At 42.3% G+C, this 13919-nt stretch carries 10 protein-coding genes and 1 pseudogene; 5 read left to right on the forward strand and 6 right to left on the reverse strand.

Annotation, left to right across the window (positions count from 1 at the left end; genetic code table 11):
* Both D0T49_RS06310 and D0T49_RS06315 read left to right on the forward strand, forming a co-directional pair.
* Positions 1–1377: FISUMP domain-containing protein (locus tag D0T49_RS06310; RefSeq protein ID WP_203583434.1), on the forward strand; the 1377-nt coding region annotated here is incomplete at its 5' end.
* Between the two features lie 218 nt (positions 1378–1595).
* On the forward strand, positions 1596–2951 hold the full coding sequence (locus D0T49_RS06315) for an MATE family efflux transporter (protein ID WP_163629753.1): 1356 nt from the start codon (positions 1596–1598) through the stop codon (positions 2949–2951).
* A 376-nt stretch (positions 2952–3327) separates the two neighbouring features.
* Here the strand turns inward: D0T49_RS06315 and D0T49_RS06320 are convergent, their stop codons facing one another.
* The 5 genes from D0T49_RS06320 to D0T49_RS06340 form a co-directional block, all read right to left on the reverse strand.
* Positions 3328–5355 (reverse strand): transketolase, encoded by a 2028-nt coding sequence (locus D0T49_RS06320; protein WP_163629754.1) that lies wholly within the window; start codon positions 5353–5355, stop codon positions 3328–3330.
* A 603-nt stretch (positions 5356–5958) separates the two neighbouring features.
* Positions 5959–6648, reverse strand: a complete 690-nt coding sequence (locus D0T49_RS06325; protein ID WP_163629755.1) for a DUF6048 family protein — start codon at positions 6646–6648, stop codon at positions 5959–5961.
* The gene (locus D0T49_RS06330) at positions 6611–7117 is read right to left on the reverse strand and encodes a DUF6452 family protein (protein ID WP_163629756.1); all 507 of its coding nucleotides are present in this window, start codon (positions 7115–7117) and stop codon (positions 6611–6613) included. Before D0T49_RS06330 ends, D0T49_RS06325 begins: the two co-directional genes overlap by 38 nt.
* A gap of 18 nt (positions 7118–7135) precedes the next feature.
* The gene (locus tag D0T49_RS06335; protein WP_163629757.1) at positions 7136–7645 is read right to left on the reverse strand and encodes a hypothetical protein; all 510 of its coding nucleotides are present in this window, start codon (positions 7643–7645) and stop codon (positions 7136–7138) included.
* A 125-nt stretch (positions 7646–7770) separates the two neighbouring features.
* The gene (locus D0T49_RS06340; protein ID WP_163629758.1) at positions 7771–8844 is read right to left on the reverse strand and encodes a mannose-1-phosphate guanylyltransferase; all 1074 of its coding nucleotides are present in this window, start codon (positions 8842–8844) and stop codon (positions 7771–7773) included.
* A 253-nt stretch (positions 8845–9097) separates the two neighbouring features.
* Here D0T49_RS06340 and rnr point away from each other — a divergent pair, with 253 nt between their 5' ends.
* Both rnr and D0T49_RS06350 read left to right on the forward strand, forming a co-directional pair.
* Positions 9098–11239 (forward strand): ribonuclease R, encoded by a 2142-nt coding sequence (gene rnr, locus D0T49_RS06345; protein WP_163629759.1) that lies wholly within the window; start codon positions 9098–9100, stop codon positions 11237–11239.
* A 36-nt stretch (positions 11240–11275) separates the two neighbouring features.
* A pseudogene (locus tag D0T49_RS06350) lies at positions 11276–11869 on the forward strand (BRO family protein); the annotation flags it as partial.
* A 611-nt stretch (positions 11870–12480) separates the two neighbouring features.
* Here the strand turns inward: D0T49_RS06350 and D0T49_RS06355 are convergent.
* The gene (locus D0T49_RS06355; RefSeq protein WP_163629761.1) at positions 12481–13146 is read right to left on the reverse strand and encodes a porin family protein; all 666 of its coding nucleotides are present in this window, start codon (positions 13144–13146) and stop codon (positions 12481–12483) included.
* Positions 13147–13450: 304 nt separating this feature from the next.
* Between D0T49_RS06355 and coaD the strand changes: the two genes are divergently transcribed.
* Positions 13451–13909, forward strand: coding sequence for a pantetheine-phosphate adenylyltransferase (coaD, locus tag D0T49_RS06360; RefSeq protein ID WP_163629762.1), 459 nt, complete (start codon positions 13451–13453; stop codon positions 13907–13909).
* Positions 13910–13919 lie beyond the last annotated feature (10 nt).

The raw sequence follows: 13919 nt of genomic DNA on the forward strand, positions 1-13919 counted from the left end.
CAACTCATGAACAGAAAACAATCATTCCGACAGGCTTTAGTTTTGTTCTGTCTTTTTCAATTTTCGTTTTTCATTTTCAGTGCAACTGCGCAAGTAACTATCGGGGCTGACAAAGCACCCGAAACATTCTCAGCTTTAGAAGTAGTAAGTACTACAGGCGGTTTTCGCTTGCCTCAGCTTACTACAGTTCAGCGTAATGCCTTATCGGTAAGTGGTAAGGACTTAGCAAAGGGGTTAACCATTTACAACACTACCACTAACTGTACCGATACTTGGAACGGTACTGCTTGGGTATCCGATTGTAGTGGTGGTAGCGACAATTTAGTTATTACTACCCAGCCTCGTGCTTTCAATTGGAAAGAAACTGAAGGTGCAGGTACTTTATTGGGTATTGGTACTGACGCAACTACTATCCGCGTAGCGGCTACAGGTGTTGCTCCTCTTACTTACCAATGGTACGAACTGACAGCTAACACCAATGCAGCTCCTGCTCCTATAACCGGTGAAACAGCCGCAGCCTTTACTCCCGACTTATCAGCATTGGGCATGCGCCGTTACTATTGCCAAGTTACCGACGCTAACGGCAACAGCATAAATAGCGAGATAGCCGAAGTGGCTGTAGGCTGTGGTGCTAAAACAGTAGCAGGAGGATGGAGCAAATTTATGTGTTATAATCTTGGTGCTACTGTTACAACTATTGCTGCTCAAAAAGCATACGACAGTCCTGTATATACCTATAGTGGTACTACAGCTAGTCTAGCAGATCGTAACTCCGCTGTTTACGGCGACTTATACCAATGGGGTCGTACTCGCGACGGTCACGAAAAACGCGCAAGTGGGACTTCTACTACTCTTGCTACAGGTGTAACAAGTGGTGGTACAACTACTAACGGTGTTACTACGGGTGGTGTTACTACCTTTATTAAAATTACTGCTTACCCTTACAATTGGACATCAGCTACAACCGCCGACCTTAACTGGCGTAATCAAAAGAACGCAACTTGCGACCCATGCCCCACTGGTTTTCGTGTACCTGCTCAGGGGGAATGGAGTGATATCTTCCGTGGAGGCTCGGCACCCGGAGCTAAAGCTACTGCCGTAGCTAATACTTGGATATGGCACGATGCTGCTAATGGTACTGCCGGTTACGAAATCAAACCTGACGGCGAGACTACTACTTTATTTTTGCCCGCCGCCGGCCACCGCACCCACAATACTGGCGAGTTCTACCACATAGGTACTAGCGGCTATTATTGGAGTGGTAGCCTTAGCAGTACGTACTCGCTCCTCCTGCACGTCAATAGTAGTAACGTGTACCCTGCAAACATTAACCACCGTGCGTACGGCTTCAGTGTACGGTGTGTGGCGGAATTGTAAGCACACAAAAAAGCACTGCCCCATTAATAACCACAGGCCGGCAATACCCTGCCTGTGGTGTTTTATATATTACCCTCGCCCATTGGCACAAGTTGCGCTACGCTAAACTTGTGCCTTTATTTTTTGCAGTTTAAAAACGACCATCAAAGAAAAAGAGTTTTGTTTCGCCCTTAAATTATGACTACCTTTGCAAACTTTTTCTAAAAAAAATCAACACAATGAATTTTCAACTTTACAAAAAACAATACATTGAAAATCTACGTCTTGCGGCTCCGGTCATGCTGTCGCAAGTGGGGGTAGCATCCGTACAACTTTTCGACAATGCAATGGTGGGCAGGCTGGGTGCATTGCCTTTAGCGGCCGTATCTTTTGGAGGGAGCGTGTTTTTTATGGTATTCATTTTTGTCACAGGTATTGCACTGGCTTTAACACCGCTTGTGGGCGAACAGTATGCACAAGGCAAGTACGACGAATCTGCAAAGTTTTTTCAGAATTCATTTGTACTTTTTACACTTATAAGCATCCTCGCCTTTGCTGTACAGCAGGCGCTTATTCCACTAATGTATCATCTTGGGCAACCTATCGAGGTGGTAGAGATGTCGATACCCTATTACAGGTATCTGGTTTGGTCTATTATTCCGTACATGATATTCTGCTGTTTCAAGCAATTCCTCGAAGGAATAGGCAATACCACCATCAACATGGTAATTATTATAACAGCCAATCTTATCAATATATTATTCAACTGGCTGCTGATTTATGGCAACTGGGGATTCCCACGCATGGAAGCTGCTGGAGCCGGACTTGCCACGCTTATATCACGTATCTGCATGCCTGTTTTCGCCATTTTGTTTTTCATTCTTGTACCCAAGTTCAAATCTTACCTGAAACACTTCAAATGGCAGTATTTCAGTCTGAAATACTCACGTCTGCTCCTTGTGGTAGGTGCTCCCATCGCATCACAAATGCTTATGGAAGGAGCCGCTTTTGCCCTTACCTCCATCATGATGGGATGGATAGGCACCACCGAGATAGCGGCAAACCAGATTGCCCTTACTATTTCAAATTTCGCGTTTATGATTGTGTTGGGGCTTAGCTCAGCCACTACCATCCGTGTGAGCCACGAGTATGGCAGAGGCAACCTGAAAGGCTTGAAAATGGCTGCAAATGCCTCTTACCATTTGGGGCTGCTATGGAATACATTCACGGCAATTATATTTATTACGCTGCGTGAGCCTATAGCACGCATCTTTACCAACGACCCGGAAGTTATACGCATTGCCTCGCACTTAATGATTTTCGTGGCTGCATACCAGTTTTCCGATGGACTGCAATCTATCACAGTAGGCATCTTGCGCGGAATACAGGACGTTAAAAAAATTATGCTTATTGCATTCCTATCCTATATAGTTATTAATCTTCCCGTAGGATATTTATGCGCTTTCGTTTTAGGCCTTGGGCCCGGTGGGTTATGGATTGGCTTTATATTCGGGCTGTCGGTAGCTGCTGTGCTGCTGATAACACGCTTCCGCAAACAGTACAAAAGACTGGAACTCGAAAAGGAAATTAGGTAAAAGGAGAAAGTAAAAAGGAGAAAGTACTAACCAATCTGTCAAGTAGCTTTTGAATCGTTGAACAGAAAAGAACGGCTTTTATCAATCCGCTCAAAGAACTCGACCTGCTTGTTGTCAACAGATAAACGATTCCTGTGTTGATAAACACCACATTTTTTTATTTTTTTAAACGAACGGATAAAATCGTTATTTTATGCGGAAAATCTTCCGAACACTCGTAATTTGTAGTCCGTGTCTTGCTCGAAAAGCAGAGATATCAAAAACAATTTGCTCTTCAACACACAAGTAAACACCTGTACGAGCACTTGACTGCAAATTTAAAACAGAAAAAGGGTTTCACCTTTGAGAGCGAAACCCTTTTTGTAGTTTATCTGTGTTATTTCAACATTTCTTTTACCTGCGTATATACGTTCTGAGCCGTGAATCCGAGTTTTTCATCCAACACCTTGTAAGGTGCTGAGAATCCGAACGACTCCAATCCCCATACTTTACCATTGCATCCTACCAGCCCTTCGAGCGTTACAGGCAAACCGGCAGTAAGCCCAAACACCTTAGCTCCTACAGGAATGACAGAATCCTGATATTCTTTTGTCTGATTGCGGAACAAGCCTTCGGAAGGCACCGACACCAAACGCAATTTTACGCCTTCGGCACGCAATAGTTCCGCACCTTCGGCAAGGGTAGAAACTTCGGAGCCCGAAGCTACCAAAATCACATCCGGATTTTCATCGCTATTCACTATATACGCGCCCTTTTCAGCTTGCTTTGCTTCCTCCTTGCGCGATGTTTCGGCTGATAGGTCATTAATGTTCTGACGCGAGAAGATAAGCCCCGTAGGAGTGCTTGTATTCTCCATAGCCATACGCCATGCCACAGTAGTTTCTTCTACATCGGCAGGGCGAAGCACCAACATGGAGTTGTTTCCTTTATGGTTTTTCAGTTTCTCCAACAGTCGGATTTGAGCCTCTTGCTCTACAGGCTCGTGTGTAGGCCCGTCCTCGCCCACCCTGAACGCATCATGCGACCACACGAACTTCACCGGAAGCTCCATAAGTGCTGCCATGCGCATAGCAGGCTTCATATAGTCGGAGAACACAAAGAAAGTACCGCATGCAGTGATAACTCCCCCGTGCAGGGTCATACCTATACATAACGCAGCCATAGTAAATTCAGAAACTCCGGCTTGGAAAAATGCACCTGAAAAATCGCCTTTTTTAAATTCTGTGGTTTGCTTAAGGAATCCATCTGTTTTATCCGAGTTGGATAAGTCCGCACTCGAAACAATCATATTCCCCACCTGCTTAGCTAATACTCCCAACACGGTAGCCGAAGCTGAACGGGTTGCCTGATTTGCTTTTTGCTCTATCGAATCCCAATCTACCTTAGGTGCTTTGCCTGAGAAATAGAACTCCAGCTTCTCAGCCAATTCGGGATTAGCTGCAGCCCATTTAGCTTTCGCAGCACGTTTTTCGGCTGCTATTTTTTTAAGTTCTTCTGTACGCTTTGCGTATATTTCTTTGGTTGCATCGAAAATAACAAACGGATTTTCGACATCGCCATTCAGGTTTTTTATAGTTTCTTCGTACGAAGCATCGCTTGCCCCCAATGGCTGGCCATGTGTCGAGGTTTGTCCCTCATAGCAAGAGCCATCTGCTTTCACCACACCTTTACCCATAATTGTTTTTCCGATAATCAGGGTAGGACGTTCTTTCTCGGCTTTAGCTTCTTTCAACGCTTTGCGTATCTGCTCCGCATCGTTTCCGTCTATTTCCAGCACTTTCCAGTCCCAAGCCTCGTATTTCATACGGATATCTTCGCTGGTAACAGCATCAGTCATAGTAGAAAGCTGCACGTCGTTCGCATCGTAAAACATAATCAGATTATCCAATCCCAAGTGCCCTGCAATGCGCCCTGCACCCTGCGATATTTCCTCCTGAATACCTCCATCCGAGATGTAAGTATAGATAGTCTGGTTCATCTGCTCTCCAAAACGTGCTTTCAGAAATTTAGCGGCAATAGCTGCTCCTACCGCAAAGGTATGTCCCTGACCCAATGGGCCGGATGTATTTTCGATACCCCGCTCAATGTCGCGCTCAGGATGCCCGGGAGTATGGCTACCCCACTGGCGGAACTGTTTTAAATCGTCCATACTGTATTTTCCAAAAAATGAAAGGACGGAATATAACATGGGCGACATGTGTCCCGGATCTTGAAAATAGCGGTCGCGACCTTCCCAGTATGGGTTTTCAGGATCAAATTCCATAAATTCGGAAAATAAAACATTAATAAAGTCAGCTCCTCCCATAGCACCTCCGGGGTGACCCGATTTTGCTTTTTCTACCATAGCTGCCGACAAAATACGGATGTTATCCGCTGCACGATTTAATTGTTCGATGGAGTTCATAATCTGTTTGTTACTATTCTTTTTTTTCTTGAAAATTGGTTTGAACTAAATCTGATATCGGTGTTATTATCCGACAAGCGGCATAAAGCCGCTGTACGGTAGGGCGTATAGCGGCTTAAAGTCCGCTTTACACCTAAACTTTTTCAACTTTAGAGTATATTCAAAACATTTTCTTAGTTTGTCCAAAGATATTAAAGTATATTGAAATTTGTGTTATATTTTTCTCGATAATTGTATAAGTCGTGTACCTACGGCACGCTTGTTATATTTTATCTACCTGTTTTTACCAAACTTGCGTTCCTAACGGAACTTTTTTTCTTCTCTCTCCCGTTTGCTACGAAAAGGGAGGAAATTTAAACGGATTACAAATCCTGATAGTATTTTTCCGAAGCGGATTGCAAATCCGCTTCGGACTAAAAAACTATATGGCAAAAAACGTTTATAAACGTAATGACATCTTCTCGTCTCACGGGATTTGCAATCCCGTGACTTATTAACTGCGGATTTTAAATCCGCTTCAACCAAATCTGTTATCCTGTATCCGGGGGTAATTACCCTTTATTCCTTTTCTTACTTTACTCTTCTCTCTCACTGCTTCTTGCCTCAAAACTTATACCCTATCGTATAGTTGAATCCCCAGTTAGCCCCGGTTGATTTTATTCCGACACCGGGAATATACCAAGGCGAAATTTCGCCAAGTTTTTCCTGCCCCAGCAAGATTTTAATCCTCACATTCCAACCCATATAGATGTTTTGAAAAACCTCGACTTTAAGCCCTGCTACTACTTCGAGCCAATGCTTGGTGGTTTTCATACCTAAAAAATCCCTTACAGCTTCCCCACCCCAATAATCGTCTTCAACGATAACATTGGTAACATCATACGAAAAAGGGCTAAACGCATATCTCCCTCCCAAAAAGAAGTATTTTCTGATACTTGCATCCGGCGCATTCGGCTTCATCAGATTATAGTCGATGCCTATCCTTGCAAAAATCCCGTTTGTTTTGAAACCGTAATCATTGTGGGATATTTTATTTGCCCCGGCAAACCCCATTTCCAGTACAGGAAAGTATTTTTCGCGCAGGTTTACCTGTACATTGGCTTCTACCGAGTACGTTTCGCCATTCGATATGGCCGACATAACTATCGACGCCAAATCCAACTCTGCTTTCACCCCCTGATACAAGGGAATTTTCTCCTCCGTTTCGGTTTTTCCGGCTTGCGAAAATGCCTGAAAGCTAATGCTACCGACGAAACTACTTAGGAGTATGATATATCTTAATGTTTTCGACATCGGCCGTACTTACTTCGGGTGAGATTATAATTATGGAATCAATGTAATTCGTTGTATGTTTACTATTCAGCGTGTCGAGAGCAAAGGTAGTGAGTGTACCACACTCGAACGACAAGTAACTTTCACTGCTACTATAGCCGAACTTAATGGTGTCGACTACATTATTGAAAACAAAAACAAAATCCGATTGTGTTTTGAGTTTATTAAGCTGCAGCTGCACCGAATTTAGTTTTTTGCTATTGTTGTAGAGCAGCGAATCAACACCCACGCCTTTCACGGTTATACTATCCACCGATAGTTTCGATTCGGCACTTATACCTGTAATCGTATCCGTTTTAACGGTATAAAAACCGGCATATAACCTTACAAACTTATCCCTGCGACATTCTTCATCATTGCCGCACGAAAAGAGAAACAAGGTGCAGAATGATACGGTAAAAAATAAAACACGGACTAAGTTTTTCGACATTTGTTCTCGGCGTAGTTTTTACAGGAATTTTCTTATTTCTTCTTTTAAGTTTGCCAAAGCTATTTCGCTTGGTGTATTTTCACTGGAACTAAACACCTGAATAATTTTTTCGGCAAGTACTGTAGCCGGCTCAGCCGGATTGCACGAGGCAGCACAGGTATTCACCAGTTTTATCAAACTCTCCTTTGCCGCCACTACGCTTACCCAAAGCCCATCGCTCACGTATATCTGTTGCGAGAGGTTATGCGAATACTCTTCCCTTATAGTTTCGAGCAGCTTGCCCTGAAGCTGCATACAGTTCATATCCGGCTTGATGTTATTTATCAGCATTGCATTGGGCATGGTGCGTTCCAAAAACAGCGAAAGCCGCTCGTACGCCCTAAGACGCACAGGTACAATGGTGCTTTGGTTATTCTTGCGTAACTCAAAATCGCGCCTTTCCTGCTCGTTCTTAAACATTTTGTCCAACAGCAGATAAGCTGTCAGAAAAACGATAACCGCCGGTATTGCTATGTTCAGTATCTCCATTTACGATTTGCGATTTACAAATTTACGATTGAATATCATTACCTACATCCTCGTTCACTTGTCTACTCGTCAACTTGTTTACTATTCACTTGTAACTGCCCGAAGGGCGAAGTAACTCGTAACTATTAATTGTATTTACCGTCGAACATTATGTTTACATCATTCACAAACTGGCGGATACGCTGTTCCTCCTCTTTTTTGCAGATAAGCAAAACATTGTCCGACTCGGCTACAATATAATCCTCCAAGCCTTGAGCCACTACCAGCTTATCCGAAGGCAGAGCTATAATATTGCGTTGGCTCTCGTAGTAAACAGCCTGACATTTTAGCGTTACATTTTCCTGTTCGTCTTTGTTTGACATATCGTACAGCGACCCCCATGTACCCAAATCGGTCCAGCCAAAATCAGAACAAAGCACATATACGTTCGATGCCTTCTCCATAATACCATAATCAATTGAGATATTAGGGCATGTAGGATATATTTCGTTTATGAAGCTTTGCTCCTCGTCGGTATTCATCTTGCTTTTCCCCCTATTGAATTTATCAGCTATTTCGGGTAGCAAAGTTTGAAAAGCCGAATCAATACTGTCCAGATTCCAAAGGAAAATGCCGGAATTCCAGAAAAACTCTCCGGTTTCGAAAAACACCTGTGCCAGTTCGGCATTAGGTTTTTCGGTAAACGTTTTCACCTTACGCAGGTTGCCCGCACCCTCATCTATTTGTATATAGCCGTATCCTGTTTCGGGGCGGCTGGGTTTTATACCAAGCGTAAGAAGCGAATCGTTGGCTTCTATAAAGTTCAGCCCTTCGCGTATAGTGTCGAGAAACTCGGTTTCTTTCAGTATCAAATGGTCCGAAGGGGTTACAATTATATTGGCTTTGTCTGTAATTGATTTTATACGGCTTACGGCATATGCAATACAGGGGGCTGTGTTGCGGCGATGCGGTTCCAGTAATATCTGGCTCGGCTGAATTTCGGGCAACTGCTCCATTATCAACTCCTTGTATATATGGTTGGTTACAATCAGTATGTTTTTAGCCGGAACAACATGGCGGAAACGGTCGAAAGTAAGTTGCAAAAGCGAACGGCCTGTTCCGAAAAAATCCAGAAACTGTTTCGGGCGGTCATTTCTGCTGAAAGGCCAAAAACGGCTCCCGACACCACCAGCCATTATGATGCAATAATTATTCTCCATATAATAATGTCAATATTAGTTTATTCAGGTTGCTAAATTACTGCTTTTTTCATACAGGACAAAATTAATTAGGTTTCATTCAAAATTGACTTAGTTAAGTTTAAGTTTTGTTTGTTCTTTAATAATTAACACATACTTGTTTTAAGGAATTAAGAGATAAAAAACTATATTATTTCGGCTTTGTTGTATATTTGTAAAAAAATATCCGGAAGAGAGAGAAACGGAAAAACTTTAAACAATAATTCATAGATATATGTCGAGAAAAAAAAGAAAGATACCGGCCAACCTGCGTATCAGCAAAAAAGAACTTGTTCGCAAAATAATCAATATATTCAACGACAACTCCGATAAAACATTCAACTACAAACAAATTTCGTCGCTGCTAAATGTAAAGGCTGAGTCGCAACGGGTTTTTGTGAGCGAAATAATGGCTGAACTGGCCGACGAAGAGTTTTTGACCAAAATATCTCGTGGGAAGTATAAACTCAACCCAATGGGAGGCTATATAACAGGCACGATAGAGCGCCGGGGGGTAAAAATGTACTTGTTGCCCGATGAAGGCGGCGAAGCCGTATTTATCCCCGAGCGGAAAACGAACCATGCGTTGGTGAACGACAGAGCCAAAGTTTTTCTGTATGCGCGCCGCCAAGGGCAGGAGCCTGAGGGCGAAGTGGTTGAAATCACAAAACGCTCGAAAGACACGTTTGTAGGCGTACTGGATGTGTCGCCTAATTATGCTTTTCTGGTTTTGGACAACAGGGTGATGAATAGCGATATTTTCATCCCGAAGGATAAACTGAAGGGAGGCGAAAATGGACAAAAGGCTATCGTAAAAGTGATTTCGTGGGAAGAGAAAGGCAAAAATCCGGTAGGAGAAGTTATTGATATATTAGGCGATAAAGGAGACAACAACACCGAAATGCACGCCATATTGGCCGAATTTGGATTGCCTTATACCTATCCGGATGCGATAGAGAAAGAAGCATTAAAAATAGATGCCGGAGTTACCCCGCAAGAAGTAGCAAAGCGGATAGATATGCGCAATGTCATAACTTTTACTATCGACCCGCGCGATGCAAAGGATTTTGACGATGCCCTGTCAATCAGAAAATTGGAAAATGGGCTGTGGGAAGTTGGTGTACACATTGCAGATGTTACGCATTATGTGCGCCCCGATAGCATTATCGAGGAAGAGGCTTTTAAACGAGCTACATCCGTGTATCTGGTCGACCGTACCGTACCAATGCTGCCTGAGCATTTGTCTAACGGCATATGCTCGCTACGCCCTAACGAAGACAAACTGTGTTTTTCCGTACTTTTTCAGATGAATGACGATGCCGAAGTGGTTAAGTACGACATTGCACGCACCGTGATAAACAGCAATCGCCGATTTACATACGAAGAGGCTCAGGCAACAATTGAAACGGGCACGGGCGAACTGAGTGAAGAAATCCTTACCCTCGACAAGTTTGCAAAAGCTCTGAGGGAGAAACGCTTTGCCAAAGGCGCAATAGCATTCGACAGGGTGGAGGTACGTTTCGAAATAGATGAAAAAGGAAAACCGCTGAGTGTTTACTTCAAAGAACAAAAAGACTCGAACAAACTGATAGAGGAATTTATGCTGCTGGCCAACAGAACTGTTGCCGCTCATGTGGGGATTGCTGAAAAAGGCAAGAAAGCAAAAACTTTCGTCTATCGGATTCACGATACTCCCAATGTGGAAAAACTGGTAAATTTCTCCGACTTTATCAGGCGTTTTGGTTATTATCTGAAAACTAACGGAAAGAAAACAGATGTTTCCAAGTCGATAAATAAGCTGCTGGACAATGTACAGGGTAAAAAGGAACAAAACCTAATCGAGACCCTTGCGATACGCTCGATGGCAAAGGCTATTTACTCTACTACCAATATAGGTCACTATGGGTTAGCTTTTGAGTATTACACCCATTTCACTTCGCCAATCCGCCGTTACCCCGATATGATGGTTCACCGCTTGCTCGAACGGTATATGACAGGCGGCAAAAGCGTTAACAAGCAGGAGTACGAGGCTTTTTGCCAGCATAGTTCGGACATGGAGCAACTGGCGTCGAACGCCGAGCGTGCCTCGATAAAGTACAAGCAAGTGGAATTTATGGCCGACCATATAGGGCAGGTATTCGACGGGGTTATCTCCGGTGTTACCGAGTGGGGCATATATGTAGAGCTGATTGAAAACAAATGTGAAGGTATGATTCCAATCCGCGATCTGGATGATGATTACTATTCGTTCGACGAAAAGAATTATTGTCTGGTTGGCCGACGCTATCACCGCCGCTACCAACTGGGCGACGAACTGAAAGTGAAAATAGCAAAGGCAAATCTGGATAAGAAACAACTTGACTTTGTTATAGCGTAAAACTCGAAGCCGATAAAAATAAAGTTGGAACCAACAATGAGCGATAATACAAAAAAATCCATTCGTTTTTTCGACGACCGCGAAGTTCGTGCTATTTGGGACGAAGAAAACAACAAATGGTGGTTTAATGTCGTTGATATAGTTGCAGTACTCTATGAACAAGACGATTACACAAAAGCAAATAACTATTGGCGTTGGTTAAAGCGGAAACTTACTAAAGAGCAAAACCAACTCGTGAGTACTACTCACGGTTTCAAATTCGTAGCATCGGATGGCAAGAGACGTTTAGCCGACACTCTTGATAGTGAAGGTATTATATCCCTTGCCAAACATTTTCCCAACAACAAAGCCGTAAAATTTCTTGATTGGTTTACATATAGCGACAGCAGTATTGATGGACAAAGTAAGAAAAAGGCATATTCTTTTTTCGAAAGCAGTTTCATTGACGAGGCCGAAATAGGAACAACAAAAAGCTTACAGCAAATTCACGCATATATTTTCGGCGGATTATACGACTTTGCGGGGCAGATAAGACAGAAAAATATTTCGAAAGGTGGATTCCAATTTGCGGTAGCACATTTTTCAGGTAGCACATTAAGCCAAATCGAACAAATGCCGGAAAATACATTCTTTATCGGCACCGATTGTTACCTGTGCGTTTGCACTAAAAATGAAAAACGAAAATTGAAAAAAGACAGAACAAAACTAAAGTCTGTCGAAATGATTGTTTTCTGTTCATAAGTTGATAATTTGCCCCTCCAAACCTGCTTAGTCTCTCTAACATAATAACGCTACTTACAAACATTTTAACGTTTGCAAAAGCATTTTTTTGAGGGGGTATTTGCTGAGAAAGATTTATATTGTATTAAAAAAGATAAAAGGACAAGACTTATAGCTTGTAGCTGATAACTTGTAGCTAACTAAATCATTCCTCATTTTTTATCCGAAGAATGTAGGAACAAAAGCAGAGGCTTTGTTTTTTAAGCACAAATATTTAACGAAACCTAACTTGTTTGTGCCAAATGTTGTAAATTAAATCGGAATATTAAGATGTTGTCTGTTACTCGTTTATGGCGAAATAAGGTGATGAGGATAGTTTAATCTGGTTGATAATAGTGTAACAACCAGACGCTAATAACCTTATTGCCTTATTTTGCTAAGTAATGATTAGAAAGTGTCAAGCCTGATAATTTTAATATTGACACTTTCTCTTTCTTTATGTGGCTTTCGGTGTTTTCCACTTAAAATATTTTCCAGCCCAGTGAGAAAATAAATGTGCTGGCAGGTATGCCCTTTACAGCGTCGCCTACTGAGTCCCATGTAGTTTCGTATAGGTTGTTGATAAAATTGTATCGGACATCAAATGTAAGCATCAGCACATCGACACCCAAGCCGAGTTCCAAACCTACAGCCGCATTTTTGAAATCGGTAGATAATTTATCCATGTCGGTTTGAGCTATGTTTTTCGGGTCGAGGGCGAGGGTTGAACCAACGTCGAACCGGAATTTAGGGCCTGCATACCCACGTAAGCTAACCAGTTTCAGGTCTAATAGCTTGTAGCCAACCAACACGGGTACGTCTATTGTTTTCATCTTAAGTAAATTGTCGAATGTCAGGTTTTCGCCTTGGTTCACCACATCGTTTATAGTAACTTGATAGTTTCTTTTTTCCATAGAGTAGAGTAGTTCCGGCTGAACATACAGTTTGCCAAAATACAAGCGGCCGAACACTCCGAAGTGCATGTTGTTGAAAAACTCGTTGGAAAAGTCGTAGTTGACAGTTGAGCTAATCGAACTTAAGGTGAGAGACGAATTGTAACCGGTTTTGATACCTATATTGAATAGTTGGGAGTGTGCTAATGTGGCTACACTGAAAAATAGTACTAATGATAAAATAAGTTTTTTCATACAAGCTTAAATTAATGTTTTTGATTTGAAGTTATTCTATGTTATGTAAACAACGCGCGACTTTGATTATTTGTTTATCGGGCTTGGCAAATTGGTTGGTAAATAATCACTTATCCAAATATGTGTATGGCAAAGATAGATTAAAAACTGAATTTTTATAGCTTAAAGTCAAAAAAAATAAACATATCGGTCCTATTGCCTGTCTCAAGAATTAATTTTTTTATCTTTGTCAGTTCATTTTTTGTAAAAGTGTGCGAGGGGCAAGATTATAAAGCTCTTCGGTATTTTAAAAAAAGTAATTCAGATGAAACGTGCTATATTTCCCGGAACATTCGACCCCTTTACTATAGGCCATTACAGTATTGTGAAACGAGGCCTTAACCTGTTTGACGAGATAATTATTGCTATAGGGAAAAATCAGTCAAAAAAAACCTTGTTTTCGGTAGAAAAACGAATAGAAATAGTGGAACAGGCCTTTGCAGGCGAAAAGCGGGTGAAGGTAATATCCTATGATTCGTTGACCGTTGACTTTGCCCAGTCGGTAGATGCCGGGTTTATATTGCGTGGGCTTCGCACAGTTGGCGATTTTGAATACGAACGTACTATTGGCGATACCAACCGGATACTTACAGGCATCGAAACCGTGATTCTCTTTACGGAGTCGGCATATTCGCATATTTCGTCTACCGTAGCGCGCGATTTGATGTCGTACGGCAAAGACATTACCGAGTTTCTGCCTCCCGGTGTGAAAATACCTCTTTAGACGCTCAAAA

The organism is Paludibacter sp. 221, assembly GCF_010501035.1.
GTDB lineage: Bacteria > Bacteroidota > Bacteroidia > Bacteroidales > Paludibacteraceae > QVMH01.

Excerpts from the sequence above, each read along its gene's own strand:
- D0T49_RS06315 (WP_163629753.1), top strand. The coding sequence starts at position 1,596 with ATGAATTTTCAACTTTACAAAAAACAATACATTGAAAATCTACGTCTT.
- D0T49_RS06320 (WP_163629754.1), bottom strand. The coding sequence starts at position 5,355 with ATGAACTCCATCGAACAATTAAATCGTGCAGCGGATAACATCCGTATT.
- D0T49_RS06325 (WP_163629755.1), bottom strand. The coding sequence starts at position 6,648 with ATGTCGAAAACATTAAGATATATCATACTCCTAAGTAGTTTCGTCGGT.
- D0T49_RS06330 (WP_163629756.1), bottom strand. The coding sequence starts at position 7,117 with ATGTCGAAAAACTTAGTCCGTGTTTTATTTTTTACCGTATCATTCTGC.
- D0T49_RS06335 (WP_163629757.1), bottom strand. The coding sequence starts at position 7,645 with ATGGAGATACTGAACATAGCAATACCGGCGGTTATCGTTTTTCTGACA.
- D0T49_RS06340 (WP_163629758.1), bottom strand. The coding sequence starts at position 8,844 with ATGGAGAATAATTATTGCATCATAATGGCTGGTGGTGTCGGGAGCCGT.
- rnr (WP_163629759.1), top strand. The coding sequence starts at position 9,098 with ATGTCGAGAAAAAAAAGAAAGATACCGGCCAACCTGCGTATCAGCAAA.
- D0T49_RS06355 (WP_163629761.1), bottom strand. The coding sequence starts at position 13,146 with ATGAAAAAACTTATTTTATCATTAGTACTATTTTTCAGTGTAGCCACA.
- coaD (WP_163629762.1), top strand. The coding sequence starts at position 13,451 with ATGAAACGTGCTATATTTCCCGGAACATTCGACCCCTTTACTATAGGC.